Here is a 16,556-nt window from a genome sequence, read left to right on the forward strand (position 1 = left end):
CGCGTCTAGAAAAGGTGGAGCACCTTCTCACAGCCGGTTTGAAGCAGGGGACTTCCAGGCGTCGGCGTCGACGACCAGCCGAAATCCGAGGTGCGACATCGGATTGAACGGATCGCAACCACGGCGTGCGCTCGGGCGATAGCTAAGGCAGTAGTCCGAATTGCACAGGAAGGAGCCGCCGCGGATCACTCGCTTCGGCGCGTCCGCCGGCACGCTCGTGTCCTCCGGGTCATAGCTTGCCGAGGGCCCGCGAGGATTGAGCAACTTGCCTTCGCGTGCTTGCGCGACAAACTCGTCAGAGCGATACCAGTCAGCTACCCACTGCCAAGCGTTACCCGTCATGTCGTACAGGCCATACCCGTTGGCCGGGAAGGTGCCCGCCGGAGAGGTGCCCGCCGCGCCGCCCGCCTTCGCGCTCACGATCGGCTTCACCACGGGAAAGCGCTCCTGCCGGCCCTCCCAGATGTTAGCCATCCTTTGCCCCTGGGGCGACACCTCGTCGCCCCAGGCGTAGGTTGCCTGCTCAAGTCCTCCGCGCGCAGCGAACTCCCACTCGGCCTCCGTCGGCAGGCGCTTGCGCGCCCACTTCGCATACGCGAGCACGTCGTCGTAGGACACCTGCACCACGGGGTGGTCGTCCTTGCCTTCGATACTGCTGTCCGGTCCCTGCGGATGGCGCCAGTTCGCGCCGGGTACGAACGCCCACCAGCGCGACACATCGTCGAGTGCGACCGGGACGTCGCTGCCCACGAACACCATCGCGCCCGGAACCAGCTCGGAGTCCGGCGGCTGGGGCGTCCCCGGTGGAAACTGTACGCCGACCGTTGCCCAATCCAACTTGCGCTCGGCGGTCGTCACGTGGCCGGTCGCCTTCACGAAGGCCGCAAACTGTGCGTTGGTGACGTGCGTGCGGTCCATCCAGAAGCCGCTGACCCGCACTTTGTGGGCAGGGCGCTCGTTGTTCTGCGCGAGCTGGTGGTCACTGCCCATCAGGAATTCGCCGCCGGGCACCCAGACCATGCCGAGCGGGCCGCCCACGCCGTCGCCGATGCGCACCTCGGCCTTGGCCGGCCCGCGGCGACTTTGCCACCACCACAGGCCGCTGCTGCCAGCGGCGACCGCTGCCGCGGCCGCCCCCGCGATCAAAAGGCTGCGACGTGCGACTCTCGTCGGTGCAGGCGTAGATTTCGCTGGCCTGCCTTGCGCGGTGGGAGCTTGCGCGGGCATGCGCGCTTCTCGTTCCCGGCCTTTCTTGCTCATAAGCCTGCTCCTACTTTGCCGGGCTCACTTCCAGAGTCACCTTCTTGATCGTTCCGGTGAACCGGGTATCCGGGCCGATACCGATGCCCTCGGCAACCGGGGTCTGGTTGTCGATGCCGACATCGGCCGTCTCATCCGCCGAGAAGATATTGGGCTGCGTCCTCTCGACACGTCCGTCAGCAACAGCTGTGCCATTCACGTAGAGAACAGCCTTGCCCCCCTTGCCGAGACCTCCTCCGTCATAAGCAAAGTCGAGCGTAACCGTTGCTGGGCCAGCCGGCAGCGCTGCCGGCGCGACGACAACGTAGCGTTGCAGCCCGAGGAAGTTGTAGACGTAGGCGGGCTTCCCATCCTTCATGTAAAGCGACCAGCCGCCGAAGCGCCCGCCCTGAGACAGGATCGCGCCGTTGGCGCCTCCGGACGGGATCTCGAGGTCGGCGGTGATCTTGCTCGAGCGGTTTTTGATGTTCATGAAGGTGTTTTCCATCATGCCCTGCATGCCCTCGTAGAGGGTGAGTGACGTGCGGTTGCCCAAAACGTCAGGCCGGCCCGCGAGGGTCGGATTCATGCGCTCGATGGTTCGGTCGTCGATGGGCAGAACGTGGTACTTCTGGGCTTCCTTCATAAAGAGGGCCTGCATCTCCTTCAGCTTGGCGGGCTGCGTCTTAGCCAGGTTTTGGGTGAGGCTGAAATCGTTCTTCACGTCATAAAGGTCCCAGACATCCGTCGTCAGTGGCTGCAGGTTGGTGGTCTGCCACGGTGCGCGGTGGATGGTCCGCGCGAGCCAGCCATCGTGGTAGATCGCGCGATTGCCAAACATCTCGAAGTACTGCGTCTTGTGCCGTTCCGGCGCCTTCGGATTGTCGAAGGCATATACCAGGCTGGTGCCTTCTATCGGCGCCTGAACTACCCCGTTGACGCTTTTGGGTTGCGGCAGGCCGGCAGCTTCGAGAATCGTGGGGGCAATATCGATGACATGCGAGAACTGGCTGCGCAATCCGCCCTTGTCCTTGATGCCCTTCGGCCAGTGGATGACCGTGCCGTTGCGCGTGCCGCCGAAGTCGGAGGCGACCTGCTTGGTCCACGCGAAAGGCGTGTCGAAGGCCACCGCCCAGCCGGCGGCCATGTGCGGGAAGGTTTCGGGGCTACCCCATTTGTCGATCAGGGGGATCAGGTCTTCCACCTTCTCTTCCACGCCGTTGAAGTACGTCATCTCGTTGTACATGCCGACAAAGCCGCCTTCGGCGCTCGTGCCGTTGTCGCCCATGATGTAGATGAACACCGTGTTGTCCATAGCGCCGATGTCCTCGAGCGCCTTCTTGAGTCGGCCGACCTCGTTGTCGGTGTGCTCGAGGAAGCCCGCAAACACTTCGGCCTGGCGCGCGAAGAGGCGCCGCTGTTCGGGCGGGAGGGAGTCCCAGGCCTTGAGGTCCTTGGGCCGTTCGGCCAGTTCTGTATTGCTCGGCACCACGCCCATCTTCTTCTGACGCTCGAGCGTCTCGACTCGGGTCTGGTCCCAACCCTTGTCAAACTGGCCCTTGTACTTGTCGGCCCACTCCTTGGGCACATGGTGCGGCGCGTGAACCGCTCCGGTCGCGTAATAAACGAAGAATGGTTTGTCGGGCGTCATCGACTGCTGGGCCTTCACCCAATTGATCGCCTGGTTGGTCATGTCCACGCTGAAGTGGTAGTCCTTCATCTTCGGGGGATCGACCTTGATCACGCCGTCGTAGATGAGTGGATACCACTGGTCGGTCTCACCGCCGATGAATCCATAGAACTTGTCGAAGCCCTGGTGCGTGGGCCACCGGTCGAACGGGCCCGACACGCTGGTCTCCCAAGCGGCGGTTTCGTGCCACTTGCCAAAGGCGCCGGTGCTATAGCCGTTCAACCGCAGCATTTCTGCGAGGGGCGCTACGCTGTTCGGGATCTGGCCGGTGTTCCCGGGAAACGCCGTCGAGCTCTCCATGATCGAACCGGTATTGGTGGTGTGATGGTTGCGACCAGTTTTGAGCGCGTTGCGCGTCGGCGAGCACAGCGCCGTGGTGTGGAAGTTGTTGAAGCGCACTCCCTGCTGGGCGAGCGAGTCCATCGTAGGTGTGCGAATCGGGCCGCCGAACGTGCTGGGCCCGCCGAAGCCGATGTCGTCGATCAGCACGATGACTACGTTGGGAGCGCCTTTGGGTGCCTTGACCTCGAAGCGAGCCGGTGGCTTCGCCTTACGTGCGTCCATCTCGGTGTACGTCGGTGGCTTCGGTTCCGCAAGGGGCAATACCGTGCGATCAAGACGCTCCTGGGCCGAAGCAGTCGTGCCGGCGATGCCCAGCGCAAGGCCGAAATATGTGGCGGCCAGGAGGCCGTGCCAATTTTGAAGGTGTGTCATATCTGCATCCTTATTCATCTATGAATGTTTGACCCAGCTCTTCAAGCTCACCTTCGGATCCTTGATCCCCAAGGTCAGCATGCACGCAACTGTAGACCTCGCGCGCGTCACGCGCACCTTCTCTTTCGGGAAGTGAGGCTCAGCAGCATTCATTGCCTTTTCCCCCCGAACGGAATCGCCAGTGTGACCCACGTGTTCCAGCCTTTAGGTCGGTTCCGGGCCTCGAACTCGTAGTAGCCCTTGAGGTTGACGTACCACTTCCTTCCGCCGACCGGAAAGAAGTAACCGATCTGAGGCCCGACAGCGTAGACCCGAGACTTGAAGTCCCCGAGGACCGCGGCTGCGCCGCTGTCGCCGGTCACTTGCTGATAGAAATAGCCCACCAGGCCAACGTGCAGCTGCTCGGATAGAAACTGCGAGGCCGCCCAATCGAGGTGGCCGTCGATCCCGTTCTTGTAGTCCGTGTCAGGGTTCTCGAAGTTGTAGGTGAAGCCGAGCGTTGCGGAAAACTCATGGCCGGCCTTGGGATCGAGGTAGGTGTAGCCGCCGCCTGCATCCAGGGCCCAGTGGTTGGTACCCAGGTTGGCCAGGCGGCCCGCTTGATATGCGCCGACGGGCACGCCGGCCATCGTGTAGACCATGAAGTTGTGGACGCCGCGATTCCATTTCAGGTAGCCGGCCGGGTACAGATCGCCGCCGGCAGTCAGGGAATCGCTTTGACTTCCTGTCACCGTGCGACCACCTGGACCCGTCAGCGTCGAGTCCACGCCGACTTTGGTGCGCCCGAATACCCCCGCGACGCTGACGCTCGCCTGTCCGCCCAGTACCGGATCGGTGAAGACGTAAGTCGGGACGGCAAACAAGAGGTCCGCCTTCACATCCAGTCCAGCGGTCACCCGGCCGCCGCGCAGGAACAGCCTGCTGGGGTCCGCATCGGCGGTCGTGTGGTAATAGATGAGCGGTAGCGACCAGCCGGGATCCCCGGGAACCGCGTTGAAGCTGCCAAACTGGCCGGGCAGCCAGAAGCTCATGCCGCCTTCGTCGGCCGCGCACATCGGCGACGCCGAGGCCAACAGCACTGCAGCGCACGACGCCGTTATGAGACTGGCTAGTTTCATTTTCTGGACCTGTTTAGTTTGAGTTCAATTCCCAGCACCAAAGACCCGCTGCGCGCTTCACGATCTCGGTCTCACTCGCTTCCACGTCGAAGGGCACTCGCTCAATGGCAAATCATCGGCGCGCCTGAATAGACCCAGAAGACCCCGGCACCGATGCCGCAAAGCCACGCAACAGCCTGCCAGTGCCCGTCCTGCCAGAACCACTTCACGAGAAAGCGTTTCATCGCCGTTGAGGGGCTGCTCTGCGGACACCGGCAACCGCATAGCATGCGCCGACGAAGAAGACGAGGATGCTGAGTCCCTGGAGAGCGAGCCACGTATTCTTTCCGGCTTGCACCGGTTCGAAATAGAAGTTCGGCCAGACCATGTTGCAAACGGCATAGCCGACACCGGCCGTCACGAACTCGGCGACGAGGCCCCCGGCGCATAGCGTGAGCGCAAAACGCTCCTGCCTAGAAGGATTCGGTGACGTGCCCTGCCGTACTGCAGCCAGATAGCACAAGCCGATTGCAACCATGCCGAGGCTCCCCGTTTTGAGCGTCATCTCGGCCAGGATCGCGGGGCAACCCCACCACAGCGTGACGTTCTTCAGGAACACTGGGCCGACATCTCCCGCCTGAGCGCCGGGGAAGTAGTGCAGGATCGGAATGAAGCCGACGACGAATCCGGTGATGAACAGACCAAGACCCCAGTGGATAAATTTCCAGCCCAGGTCTGAGATGGTGACGGTCACTTCAGTGCCGCCCATTGTCATTGATGCGTTGCTCATGATGACTCCTTCTGACGTGTTGGGTTAGCTGCAGCCTCGTTTAGGGCGGCGTCCCTCACTTCACCAACTCGATCTCGCCCGGTCTCCAGCTTTTGTCGAAGAACGAAGGGAGCGGGCTGTACAGGCGCAGAATGGTCCACCAGCCTTTCTTCGGATCGGTCTGAATCCAGTTGCCCCGCTCGACGCCGGCAGGCTGGGTCGGCGCAAAGAAAACCGTCGTCGATCCATCGGCGTTCGCCTTGGCGGCGGGCGACGGATAGGTCTGGCTGCCTGCGCGTGGATAGCGTTGCGGCGTATCCAGCATCGAGCGCGACTGGTTGTCGTAAACGGTGAACGACCAGAATCGGGCGGCCGGGATATTGGGCGGAAGCGTGACCTTGTAGATCTTGTTCCCCTCGAACCAATTGCCTTGGCTGTCCCGGAAGTTCTCGAGATACTGAGAGCCGACGTTTGGCAGGCGCATGGCCATGGCCGGCGTGATGCCAGTAATCGAGTAGAAGAACCACATCCGGGCATTCAGTTTGCGTGCGCCATCACTGGGATAGGGCTTGAGTCCCTCCTTTGTGACTTCCGCCGGCGGGGTCATGAATTCATGACCGCCGACCCACAATCCATTGATCCATTGTGAGTCGGCGCCGTAGTAGCCGAACCCCTCCGACGGACGGCCGCCGACCGACATGGCGCGACTGGCGGCATTCGCCACAGCGAGGGCCTCGCCGAGGATTTTCTTCATTCGGGCATCGGGATTGAAGGGTTTGCCTTTCACGATACCGATCGCGGCCAAACGGCCCGCGATCTCCGGGTCCATCACGCCGACAGGCTGCATCTGCACGGCCTCGTTCAACATCTCGAAGAAGCTGAAATCCGAGGGCGGAATGGTGTTCATCACCTTGCCAGTGCCATCCACGAACCGCGGGCTGGCCGGCGTGCTCAGCGGCCCAATGGTTCCCTTTCCGGCCAAATAGCTGGCGACGCTCGATCCTTCGCCGCCAGGTACATAGGGATAGATCTTGAGCGTCTTTTTGACGATTGCATCGACGGGTTTCGGATCGTTGTTCTGAAGAAACGCCCGGCCCAGCAACGTGACATGCGTGGTGTTGGATCTGCGCACGTAGTAGCCACCCTCGGGCACTTCCCCGGTGTAGCCGGGTGGCAGGATCACGTATCTACCACCCTGACCGCGGTCGGGCCCGGGGAATCCGAAATCGCCGATCCAGTTCCAGAACATATCGTCGAAGATGCCCAGACTGTCCGGCGGGGTCTCGACCACGAGTGGCCCCTTGGTCAAATCGAGATACCCCCAGAAGTAGTACGTGTCGGCGTTGGCCGTCAGAAAGAGGGACTTGGCATCCATGAGGCCCGGGGTCACCAGGACCTCGTTGTCGTTGACCCCGGCGGCCCGGAATCCCTTGAGAAGCGCGAGTTGGTTAACTGCCGCATAGCCGCCGATGACTGCCTCGACCGCATGAACGTAGTCCACTTCGTCAAAGAGCTTCTGCGCGGTGGCGTTGTCCGAGATGCCGTCCTTGAAACTGAGCGTTCCGAGTCGGCTCGACTCCACCCGGTCTGGCGTGATGATGGACTTGGGCATGTCCGCTCCTTGTGCGCCGACGTTCATCGTGGGGACAACGAGTGCGAGCACCGTCGCAGCGGTGACGAGATGGCTGGGGTGTCTGGGATTCATGAGGAGCTCCTCAACCTGTTGTTCGGCCAAATGCTTGCTACTTCACCACCTCGATCTCGCTCGGCCTCCAGGTCTTGTCGAAGAACGATTCGAGCGGGCTGTAGAGGCGCAGGATCGCGAAATGACCCTTGCCAGGCGTTGTCTGGATCCATGTGCCCTCCTTCGCCGCGGCCGGCTTGCTCGGGCCGAAGTAGATCGTGGTGGTCCCATCCGAGTTCGCGACCGCAGCCGGTGACGGGAAGCTCTGGCTGCCAGCACGGGGCGAGCGCTGCGGTGTCTGAAGCATCGAGCGCGTCTGGTTGTCATACAGGGTGATCGACCAGAATCTGGCTGCCGGAATGTCCTTCGGCAGCGTCACCTTGTAGGTCTTGCCACCGTCGAAGGGGTTCCTGTCGGCATCGGCGAAGGCCATAAGGTACTGCGACCCGACGTTGGTCAGCCGCATGATCATTCCCGGCGAGTCCATCGTGTAGCCGTAGTAGAACGCCGCACGAGAGTCGAGGGTGCGCGCGCCAGTTGGCGGGAAGGGTTTGATGCCTTCCTTGGTGACCATTGGTGGCGGCGTCTGAAAGTCGTAGCCACCCTGCCACAACATGCTGGCCCACGAGGACTTCGGGTAGTAGGCCCAACCGGGGTAATCGGCGGCGCCCCAGTTCAGCACTCGCCCGGCCGCGTTGCCGACGGCGGCTGCATCCGTGAGGATCTTCTTCATCCGGGCGTCCGGATTGAATGGCTTGCCCTTCACGATGCCGATGGCGGCAAGCTGGCCCGAGAGCTCAACGTTGAAAGAGGTTGCAGGCTCCATCTGCACGAGCTCATTGACCATCTCGAAGAAGGAAAAGTCGTTCGGCAGAATCGTGTTGAAGGCCTTGCCGCTCGCCTCAACGAATTTCGTCGGCGGTATGGCAACGGCAGGCGCCGGCCTGACCTTCCCTTCCAGAATGGTGGACAGGCCGGTGCCGTAGCCTCCCGGCCGGTACGGATAGATCTTCAGCGACTTCTTGATGGAAGCCACTGCCGGCTTGGGATCGCTGTTCTCCATGAAAGCGCGAACAGCGTAGAGCGCATGCAGGGTTTTCGAGTGGCCCACGTGGAAGCCGCTGTCGGGAAGCGGTCCGTCGTAGCCAGGCGGCACCAGCAGGTATTTTCCCCCTTCGCCCCGATCAGGGCCGGGAAAGCCGATGTCGATCACCCAGCCGAACCACATGTCGTTGATGGTGCCGAGCTGCGCCGGCGGGACCTCGACCACCAACGGGCCCTTCGTCAGATCGAGGGATGCGATCGTATAGATGGTGTCGGCATTGGGGGTGAGAAAGAGCGAGTTCGAGTCCATCAGCTCAGAGAAGATGACGATCGTGTTGTCCTCCGCCCCAATGCTCTGGAAGCCCTTTCGGATCGCAAATGCAGACGCGCCCGAAAGACTGTTCGTGAACGCGTCAACACCGCGCACGAAGTCCAGGCTGTCCTTGACCTTTTGTGCAGTTGCGGCGGTCGGCGCACCGTCCCTGAACTCAAGAGTTCCGATGCTGGTTTCGACCCTATCCGGGGTCGTTATGGAGGGCGGAATAGTCTGTGCGTTGGAAATCATGGTGGCTACGCTGAGCAACAGCGCGAACGTAGCGGCGATAGGTTGTCTGGTTTTCATGAAGAACTCCTCCGTGTGGGTTGTTGTCATTACTTGATGGGCTCGATGTCCGGCAGCTTCCATGTTCCGTCGAACAAGCCTGCCTTGGGGGTGTAGAACCGCATCATTGGGTAGAAGCCTTTGCCGGGCAGGGTCTCGATCCAGTTGACTTCCTGGCCCGCAGGGGCGCTTCCGGCGGGTCCGAAATACAGGTCGATCGAGCCGTCGATGTTGGTCTTGAGCTTGTCCAGCGACGAGCGGGCCGCGTCATTGGCCGGGTTCTGAACCATCGAGCGGGTCGCGGTGTCATAGAGCGTCAGCGACCAGAACTGCTCGGCCGGTGCGTTCGCAGGTACGCGCAGGCGATACAACTTCCCGCCGACGAAGCGGTTGCCGTCCTTGTCCTTGAACGCCTGCATGTAGTTCCCACCCGGGCCAGCTTTCATGACGCCCAGCGCGGGGGTGGTATAGATCGCGCCGTAGGTGTAGTGCAGCCGTTCATCGATCTGGCCGTACGTGTCGGTTTGCTGTGCGGGGTTCACCTGGAACACCCAGTGCCATTTCGTCCCGGGAAATGGCTCGTTTCCGAGGCCTTCCCCGACCTGGCGGAATCGATCGGGTCCTTCGAACAGCATCACACGGCCCATGACATCGCCCGTCCGAGCCGCTTCTTCGAGGATCGCGCGCTGCCTGGCATCGGGCTTGAACTCCTTGCCCTTCTCAATGCCCAGCGGCTTGAGCATCGCCATGTAGAACAAGTCGCGGGTTTGAACGGGATTGTTGTTGATGAACGTCGAAAGACGCTCCCAGAACTCCATCCCGGTGGGCGGAGTCGTGTCCATGACCTTTCCGGACATGGACGTGAACTTGTTCGGCCTGGGATTGCTGCTCTCGCTCAGCGGGTAGACCTTGACCCGCTTGACAAGCTGGACGGCGGCATCCTTCTCCCCGTTTTGAACGATGCCTCGCACCATGACGTTGTAGTTGTTCATCGTGCCCTGGAGAACGTAGTACCCGGCGCTGGGTGTGGCGCCCTTGTACCCCGGTGGGAGGAGGAGGTACCTCCCACCCTTCCCGCGATCGGGGCCGGGCAGGCCGAGGTCCGAGATGGATCTCTGCCAGAAGTCGTCAAGAATGCCCACGATGGCCCCCGGTGGGATCTCCACGACGACCGGTCCAGCCTTGCCAAGGTCGACATTGGTATACCCGTAGATGGTGGTGTCGTTCGCCGTAAGCCAGCGACTCTTGGGGTCGGCGTAGTTGTCGGCGATGACCGAATCGTTGAGATCGACGCCGAGGTCCCGTTTGGTTCCGATGCGAATCGATTCGAATGAAACCGCCGGATAGGCCCAGAGGTAGGCTTGCACGGCGCGTTGATAGTCCAGCTCGTCGAAGACCTTGCGGGTCGTCTCTTCGGATGGGAATCCATTTTCGAAGCTCAGCTTGCCGAGTCGGGTGTCGCTTGTCTGAGTCTGCAGGTGCGTGCAGGCCGTCAGTGAGATGGCGACAAGCGCGAGCAAGGCAGCGGCGGTGGCGCGTGCGATGGGCTCACAAGAAATATCGATGCGGTTCATGGAAGAGGTCCTTCTAAGCGCGGCGATACGACGGTCAGGCTCTTTGCTCTTCACTGCATAAAGCCTGATGAAAGGTACAGTTGCCCTGCCAGGACGGCATCGACCGCGGACATCAGGTCCGTGGCCAGACAACGTTTGAGCACGACCCCGTCGGCTCCGGCGGCGAGGGCAGCCTCGGCGACCGTCCGCTCGTCGTGCACGGACAGCAACAACAACTTCGCGTCGGGCGCGAGCGCGCTGATGTGCCTAAGGAGGGCGCCCAAGTCACCACCCGAGAGAGACATATCGATCAGCACGATGGCTGGACTCAAGCGCTCGGCACCTTCGAGCAGCGCTGCTTCAGTGGCCACCATGAAAACCGAATCGAATTGCGTTTCGAGCAGCCCGCGGACGCCGTCACGCAGGCCGTGATGCTGATCCGCTATCAGCACACAGCTGTGCTTGGGATTCATGGTCGCTGGACCCGGTGTGGCTTGGGGGGCGGGCTGCGCGTCTTACGGCGTACCGTTGGCGAGCAACATCGAGCCTTTTGCCCGGGAAGGCTCAGCGAGGCCCGCGGTTGAGCCTGAATCGGTTGGGCTGGCCATGAATGCAGTGGTCATGCTCATCGCGCTGCTCCTATGGTGGCGGGTCGACTATTTCCCCCGTGCGACCAAGATAGCTCGAAGCGCATCGAAGCACACCCCGAAAAATTACGGGTTCTGCGACCGGAAAATACGGGTTCCGCGTCCCGAATAACTACGGGGCCAAGCCGTGCTTGATCGCGAAGTGGATCAGCTCGGCATTGTTTTCAATGCCCAGTGTTTCCATCAAACGGTACTTGTGATCTTCGACTGTGCGCGCCGAGAGGTTCAGCGCCGCACCGATCTGTTTGGCCGAATGGCCCTGCGCGAGCAACTGCAGGATCTCGCGCTGCCGAGACGTCAGCGCCTCCGCTGGGCCGGCTTCCTTCTTGGCGGGCGTGCGGAACACCTCCGCGGCGAGGTCGGGGGCGATGAAGGTGCGGCCCTCCAGCGCGGCGCGCACTGCGAGTACGAGTTCCGCCGGCGCCGAATGCTTGAGCACGAACCCCAACGCACCGATTTGCAGAGCACGGCGGGCATATGCAGGATTGCGGTGCATCGTCAGGAACACGACCCGAACCTGCGGGTTGTCTCGCTTGAGCTGTACCAATGCGTCGATACCAGTGAGATTTGGCATGGAGATGTCCGCCACGATAGCGTCGGGGTTCAATTCGCGCGCCGCCTTCACCAGAGCGAGGCCGTCCTCGACGATGCCGGCGAGCTCGAACTCTTCGGCCAGCAAGCTCTTGAGCCCCTCGGCGACCATGCGATGGTCGTCGGCAAGCAGCACGCGCGGCTTCGTCATCTGACAACCCTCATGAGGGCACCCATGCCACTATGGTGGTGCCGCGTCCGGGCGCACTATCGATGTTGAATTCGCCCTGTAGAAGTCGGACCCGCTCGCGCATGCTGGCGAGCCCGAGGCTGGCATGGTCGCGCGAACGCTCCGGGTCGAATCCGCTGCCGTTGTCTCTCACCTCGACCTGAAGACCTCCCGCGCGCGGCGACAGCAGGACGTTTACGGCGCTCCCTCTTCCATGCCGCACCGCGTTGCTCAATGCCTCTTGGACCACGCGATACAAGCACAGCGAAGCCTGTACAGGGAATGCTGCCGGCACCGCCTCTGCCTGGACGTTGACACGCAATTGGCCGCTTTGGGCCACGCGGTCGCACTCCGCCCTGAGCGCCTCCACCAAGCCCAAGTCATCGAGCACCGAGGGGTGCAGGCGGTATGACAGGGCGTGCACGTCTTCACTCAGGCGCACCAACTCCTCGCGCAGCGGGCGCAAGCCTTCCGGTGCGTCGGCGGCGCCCTCCATGCGACCCGCATCGATCGCGAGCCGCGCAAGGCGCTGCGTGAGGTCGTCATGCAGTTCCCGCGCGAGGCGTTTTCGCTCATCTTCGTGCGCCGTGAGAAGTTGGCCGGCGAGGTGCTGGATTTCGCGATTACTCGCCTCAACCGCAACCCGGCTCTTTTCAGTCAGGTCCTCGGCCTCCCTGCGCTCGGTAATGTCCACGTCGCAGCCAACGAAGCCCACGAAAATTCCATCCGGTCCGTATCTCGGAACCCCCGTCGCCAGCAGCCATCGATAGGCTCCATCAGCGCGACGCACACGATACTCGAAGAGGAATGGCCGGCGCGCCTCGATCGCCGGACCGTAGATGGCAATACAGTCGTCCCTGTCTTCCGGATGGACAGCGTCCAGCCAGCCTTCGTCCAGCAACTTTTCGATCGGCAGTCCCGTGAATTCGACGCATTGGTAGTTCAGGTAGTCAAGCGTCGTGTCGGGACGGGCGGTCCAGATCATGACGGGCGCACGGTCGATCATGCGGTGAAATCGCTCTTCGCTTTCACGAACTACCCGTTCCGCCCGTGACCGTCGCTGCCCACGGATCCAGAGGGCGAACATGACAGCAGCTTGGACGGCGACCACGATTGGAAGTGGTCCAACGAAGTTGGTCATGGTCGATCGCCGCCTATGCCTGCACGCCACGCGGTCATGCTAGAGACAGACAGCGACCTCTGCGCATGGCCGGATCCAATCTTCTTCATAGGTCCTCCTGGCTCGGAAGGGTGAGCGCTAGCTCGTTCAGCGCGTTTCGTGCACTGTAGCCGGTAGCTCCCCTCAGCGGTGCATCGGCTCCGCCTTCGGTTCGAACGTTGCAGCCGGGAAAACCCGTCTCGGCGGCCGCTCGCTATGTCTCGGTGATCTGGATACTATCAACCCCTTGCGCGTGTATCTTGCCAGCCCGGAGACGGGCAATAAAGGTCGAATATGAGACGTGTTGCCCCCATCATGATCCCTTTGATTGTTGTGCTCTCGGCGTGCGCCGCCGGGCCAAAGCAAGGTGGCAACATGGCGGACAGCGGCGCATCCTCTCGGATCACCCAGCCGACGTTGGCACCGGCAGAGATTCCGAAGGCCAGGGCGGAGATTCTTGCCATGCGCGACAGCACGCTGGCCGAGCTTTTTGCCCAGAAGCCCGAAGCGCGCGACGAACTCAACAAGGCGGTGGGCTATGCCGTCTTCGATTCTTCGCAGATCAATGTGGTCCTCTTCGTTGGCGCCCATGGCAAGGGCGTCTTGGTCGACAACGCAACGAAGTCGAACACCTTCATGCTGTCGGGTCGCGCAGGCACCGGTCCTGGCCTGGGGTACAAGGACTTTCGCCAGGTGATGATCTTCAAGAACAAAGAGTTGTTCGATCAGTTTCGCAAGCTCGGCGCGGACGTCAGTGCGTCAGCTGATGCCACCATGAGGCTCCGAGCCGGTGGTACATCGGCGGACCTGTCCGCCTCCTTCAATCCCTACATCTCGACCTATCAGTTCACTGACCAAGGTCTCTTGCTTCAAGCGAACTGGGGCGGCGCGGCTTTCGTGCCGTATGCGCAGTTGAATCAGCCATAGGGGGCGGTGGCCCGGGTCGTTGCCCCAGTTCCCTCCCGTTTGGTGTCCGCATTGCGTGTCGTGCAGCAGCATGCAGACCTCGGTGTTCCCACCAAACGCAGTCGGGGCATACAGCGTCTCGACCGCATGGCTCGCACTCTGCGAGTCGAAAAAGCACGATGTGCGCCGAAGCCGAAGCCGAAGCCGAAGCCGAAGCCGAAGCCGAAGCCGAAGCGAAGCTCGGCTTGCTTCATCAAGTCCGAGTGACAAGCCGATCGGTCTCCTTGGAGAGGCTCAGTCCAGCAAGCAGCAGCGTCAAACCGAAAACGAGCGTGTAGGCGCAAAAAATCAGAGGCTGAGCAACATCTGAAGTGGGGTCAAGATTCAAACTCACGCCAACCAGCAGAGTAACGATGCTTGCGATGAGTGCCGGGCGGGCGAGGGGCCGAGCGCCACCCCCTGTTTTGCGCCAGATTCGTTTGCCCAAGAAAACATAGAGCACGCCGACGACGCCGAGTGCCATCAGGGTCGAGATCCCGAGGGCAAGGAAAAGCACCCATCCAAGGCTTGTACCCAGGGCCGGATTGTTGAAGGTCAAAACCCCAAACGCGACGCGAGCCAGCGCATCGATCAATACGAGCGGAAACAACCATTCGCCACGTATGTCTCGAAGCATTGTTGCGGCGAGCGCCAATCCAAGCAGACCATCCAGCAAAGCGTAGAAGCCATCGCTCGGCATCGGCAACTTCATGCCCAAGATGAAGACACATGCCAAGTAGAGCGAAAACAGGCCGTTGAACGCACCCCTGAGTATGAATAGGTTCTTCATCGTCAAAGCAGATCTTGTTGGGAAGCACTGACCTCACGACCACGACGCGCGTGGATTGTCCTCCGACACCAGCATAGAGCGCAACCATGTGGGTGCCAAAGTGGCCCACGCCGATCCGAGCAGGCGGGGGACACGGCTACGGCGCCTCGATCAAGCTGCGCCGAAGCCTCGCATAATGGCTGCCTTGATGGAGGCTGAGTGGAGATGTGCGCATACCGCCTTATCGTCTGCGTGTTCATAGCACTCGCGCTTGCAGGCTGCGCAAGCCGGCCCATCAACGCCCGTATTGCTCAGGTGGACCCGAAGTCGGGCTACCGGCCCTACTTGCTCGTGCCCAAGCGACAGGTCAATGACCAGCAAACGTTGTTCGTGCTCTCGTTCTCCGGCGGTGGCACGCGCGCCGCCGCGTTCTCGTATGGTGTGCTGGAGGAGTTGCGCCGCACCGAGATCACTGTGGATGGCCAGCGCCGACGACTCCTCGACGAGGTAGACATCATCACTGGTGTGTCCGGGGGAAGCTTCACCGCGCTCGCTTATGCGATGTATGGCGAACGCTTGTTCGGCGAATACGAGCATCGCTTCCTCAAGCGTGACGTCGAGGGCGCATTGCTCAGGCGCGCCGCGAATCCGTTCAACTGGTCCAAGTTCATCGGCGGCAGCGCAGGCCGCTCCGAACTTGCTGCCGAATATTACGACGAGATCCTCTTCGAGGGCGCAACCTTCGGCGACCTTCTCGGCAAGGACGGTCCGGTCGCCATTGCGACCGGGACCGACATCTCGACAGGCTCTCGCCTTGCGTACTCTCAAAACGACTTTGACCTGCTGTGCTCGGATCTGAGCAGAGTTCGCTTGTCGCGCGCCGCCGCCACCTCTTCGGCGGTACCGGTGGTGCTGTCGCCCGTGACGCTAAACAACTATGGCGGCACCTGTGGCTACCAGTATCCGGCGTGGGTGAGGGACGCGGCCAACTTCGACCCTAGCGCCCGGGCACCGGCACGCTCGCTGGAGCGGTACCGCGAGATGAATGCGTTCCAGAACAGCCAGGAGCGCCCGTACATCCACTTGGTCGACGGGGGCGTAGCGGACAACATTGGGGTGCGCGCAGTTCTGGAAGCGCTGGAAGAACTCCAGGTCAGCGCTGCATTCCGCGGTCAAACCGGCACCAGCAATCTCCGGAGGGTGGTCCTGATCGTAGTCAACGCACGCTCTGCGCCTCGCACAACCTGGGATCGCGTCGAGTCGCCACCCGGCACCGCTGCACAGCTGCTGCAAGCATCGGGAGTTCCGATTGATCGCTACTCGTTTGAGACTGTCGAACTGATGAAAGATTTCGCGGAGATTGCGAAAATGCAGCGTGAGTTGATCGTCGCCCGGGCACGCCTGGCGGGCGCGAGCGAGGCACAGGCTGAGGCGAGCGTACCCAAGGTCAGCTCTCATGTGCTGGACGTCAGTTTCAACGAGATTCACGATCCTGAGGAGCGTGCCTCCTTCATGAACCTCCCGACGAGCTTCGTCCTTTCGGCCAAGGAGGTGGACCGATTGCGCGAGATCGCGGGCCGCCTGCTGCGGCAGTCGCCCGAGTACCAATCGCTGGTGCTGGACCTCGGCGGCTCCCCATTGAAGTAGCTGGACCGGCCATCTGCCCTCGTCACAACCGCTCGGAAGGGCCCTGTCGTCAAAAGCTGCTGCCCGAAAGCGGACTGTCGCGAAGGGCAGGTGATGGCCGATCCTGCCTGTTCGCCAAACTCGCCTACAGATGCTATGTAGGACTACCCGAGTCATCCCCGTTTAGCTACAACGGGATTTCCAACCTCTAGACAAGGAGACGGAAATGACGACCCAGACAGTCCTACCCGGCAAGGAT

14 protein-coding genes are annotated in these 16,556 nt (G+C 61.7%); 2 read left to right on the top strand and 12 right to left on the bottom strand.

What is annotated here, in order from left to right; translation table 11 throughout:
• Positions 1-27 precede the first annotated feature (27 nt).
• The 11 genes from QTI17_RS33250 to QTI17_RS33300 all read right to left on the bottom strand — a co-directional run bounded on the left by QTI17_RS33250 (position 28) and on the right by QTI17_RS33300 (position 12,939).
• A complete protein-coding gene (locus QTI17_RS33250; RefSeq protein ID WP_286538319.1) occupies positions 28-1,260 on the bottom strand; it encodes a formylglycine-generating enzyme family protein in 1,233 nt (410 codons plus the stop codon).
• 10 nt (positions 1,261-1,270) lie between these two features.
• Entirely contained in the window at positions 1,271-3,643 is a 2,373-nt protein-coding gene (locus QTI17_RS33255; RefSeq protein WP_286538320.1) for an arylsulfatase, read from the bottom strand.
• 149 nt (positions 3,644-3,792) lie between these two features.
• Positions 3,793-4,761, bottom strand: coding sequence for a SphA family protein (locus tag QTI17_RS33260; protein ID WP_286538322.1), 969 nt, complete (start codon positions 4,759-4,761; stop codon positions 3,793-3,795).
• A gap of 101 nt (positions 4,762-4,862) precedes the next feature.
• Positions 4,863-4,985, bottom strand: coding sequence for a hypothetical protein (locus QTI17_RS33265; RefSeq protein WP_286538323.1), 123 nt, complete (start codon positions 4,983-4,985; stop codon positions 4,863-4,865).
• Positions 4,982-5,530, bottom strand: a complete 549-nt coding sequence (locus QTI17_RS33270) for a hypothetical protein (RefSeq protein WP_286538324.1) — start codon at positions 5,528-5,530, stop codon at positions 4,982-4,984. Before QTI17_RS33270 ends, QTI17_RS33265 begins: the two co-directional genes overlap by 4 nt.
• 55 nt (positions 5,531-5,585) lie before the next feature.
• Positions 5,586-7,214, bottom strand: coding sequence for a DUF1254 domain-containing protein (locus QTI17_RS33275; RefSeq protein ID WP_286538325.1), 1,629 nt, complete (start codon positions 7,212-7,214; stop codon positions 5,586-5,588).
• Between the two features lie 37 nt (positions 7,215-7,251).
• Complete coding sequence (locus QTI17_RS33280) at positions 7,252-8,859, bottom strand: DUF1254 domain-containing protein (protein ID WP_286538326.1); 1,608 nt, start codon at positions 8,857-8,859, stop codon at positions 7,252-7,254.
• Between the two features lie 29 nt (positions 8,860-8,888).
• On the bottom strand, positions 8,889-10,412 hold the full coding sequence (locus QTI17_RS33285; RefSeq protein ID WP_286538327.1) for a DUF1254 domain-containing protein: 1,524 nt from the start codon (positions 10,410-10,412) through the stop codon (positions 8,889-8,891).
• 50 nt (positions 10,413-10,462) lie between these two features.
• Positions 10,463-10,864 (bottom strand): response regulator, encoded by a 402-nt coding sequence (locus tag QTI17_RS33290; RefSeq protein WP_286538329.1) that lies wholly within the window; start codon positions 10,862-10,864, stop codon positions 10,463-10,465.
• A 286-nt stretch (positions 10,865-11,150) separates the two neighbouring features.
• Entirely contained in the window at positions 11,151-11,780 is a 630-nt protein-coding gene (locus tag QTI17_RS33295; protein ID WP_286538331.1) for a response regulator, read from the bottom strand.
• Between the two features lie 10 nt (positions 11,781-11,790).
• Positions 11,791-12,939 carry a PAS domain-containing sensor histidine kinase gene (locus tag QTI17_RS33300; protein WP_286538334.1) on the bottom strand — a complete coding sequence of 383 codons (1,149 nt, stop codon included), beginning with the start codon at positions 12,937-12,939 and terminating at the stop codon, positions 11,791-11,793.
• Positions 12,940-13,251: 312 nt separating this feature from the next.
• On the opposite strand from QTI17_RS33300, the gene QTI17_RS33305 reads away from it, so the two are divergent.
• Positions 13,252-13,884 (top strand): lipid-binding SYLF domain-containing protein, encoded by a 633-nt coding sequence (locus QTI17_RS33305; RefSeq protein ID WP_286538337.1) that lies wholly within the window; start codon positions 13,252-13,254, stop codon positions 13,882-13,884.
• Between the two features lie 232 nt (positions 13,885-14,116).
• Here the strand turns inward: QTI17_RS33305 and QTI17_RS33310 are convergent, their stop codons facing one another.
• Positions 14,117-14,692, bottom strand: coding sequence for a hypothetical protein (locus QTI17_RS33310; protein WP_286538338.1), 576 nt, complete (start codon positions 14,690-14,692; stop codon positions 14,117-14,119).
• Between the two features lie 204 nt (positions 14,693-14,896).
• On the opposite strand from QTI17_RS33310, the gene QTI17_RS33315 reads away from it, so the two are divergent.
• The gene (locus tag QTI17_RS33315) at positions 14,897-16,318 is read left to right on the top strand and encodes a patatin-like phospholipase family protein (protein WP_286538339.1); all 1,422 of its coding nucleotides are present in this window, start codon (positions 14,897-14,899) and stop codon (positions 16,316-16,318) included.
• Positions 16,319-16,556 lie beyond the last annotated feature (238 nt).

It is taken from the genome of Variovorax sp. J31P179 (genome assembly GCF_030316985.1).
GTDB lineage: Bacteria > Pseudomonadota > Gammaproteobacteria > Burkholderiales > Burkholderiaceae_C > Variovorax > Variovorax ginsengisoli_B.

Coding starts and splice junctions, on each gene's coding strand:
- QTI17_RS33250 (WP_286538319.1), bottom strand. CDS start 1,260: ATGAGCAAGAAAGGCCGGGAACGAGAAGCGCGCATGCCCGCGCAAGCT.
- QTI17_RS33255 (WP_286538320.1), bottom strand. CDS start 3,643: ATGACACACCTTCAAAATTGGCACGGCCTCCTGGCCGCCACATATTTC.
- QTI17_RS33260 (WP_286538322.1), bottom strand. CDS start 4,761: ATGAAACTAGCCAGTCTCATAACGGCGTCGTGCGCTGCAGTGCTGTTG.
- QTI17_RS33265 (WP_286538323.1), bottom strand. CDS start 4,985: ATGAAACGCTTTCTCGTGAAGTGGTTCTGGCAGGACGGGCACTGGCAG.
- QTI17_RS33270 (WP_286538324.1), bottom strand. CDS start 5,530: ATGAGCAACGCATCAATGACAATGGGCGGCACTGAAGTGACCGTCACC.
- QTI17_RS33275 (WP_286538325.1), bottom strand. CDS start 7,214: ATGAATCCCAGACACCCCAGCCATCTCGTCACCGCTGCGACGGTGCTC.
- QTI17_RS33280 (WP_286538326.1), bottom strand. CDS start 8,859: ATGAAAACCAGACAACCTATCGCCGCTACGTTCGCGCTGTTGCTCAGC.
- QTI17_RS33285 (WP_286538327.1), bottom strand. CDS start 10,412: ATGAACCGCATCGATATTTCTTGTGAGCCCATCGCACGCGCCACCGCC.
- QTI17_RS33290 (WP_286538329.1), bottom strand. CDS start 10,864: ATGAATCCCAAGCACAGCTGTGTGCTGATAGCGGATCAGCATCACGGC.
- QTI17_RS33295 (WP_286538331.1), bottom strand. CDS start 11,780: ATGACGAAGCCGCGCGTGCTGCTTGCCGACGACCATCGCATGGTCGCC.
- QTI17_RS33300 (WP_286538334.1), bottom strand. CDS start 12,939: ATGACCAACTTCGTTGGACCACTTCCAATCGTGGTCGCCGTCCAAGCT.
- QTI17_RS33305 (WP_286538337.1), top strand. CDS start 13,252: ATGAGACGTGTTGCCCCCATCATGATCCCTTTGATTGTTGTGCTCTCG.
- QTI17_RS33310 (WP_286538338.1), bottom strand. CDS start 14,692: ATGAAGAACCTATTCATACTCAGGGGTGCGTTCAACGGCCTGTTTTCG.
- QTI17_RS33315 (WP_286538339.1), top strand. CDS start 14,897: ATGTGCGCATACCGCCTTATCGTCTGCGTGTTCATAGCACTCGCGCTT.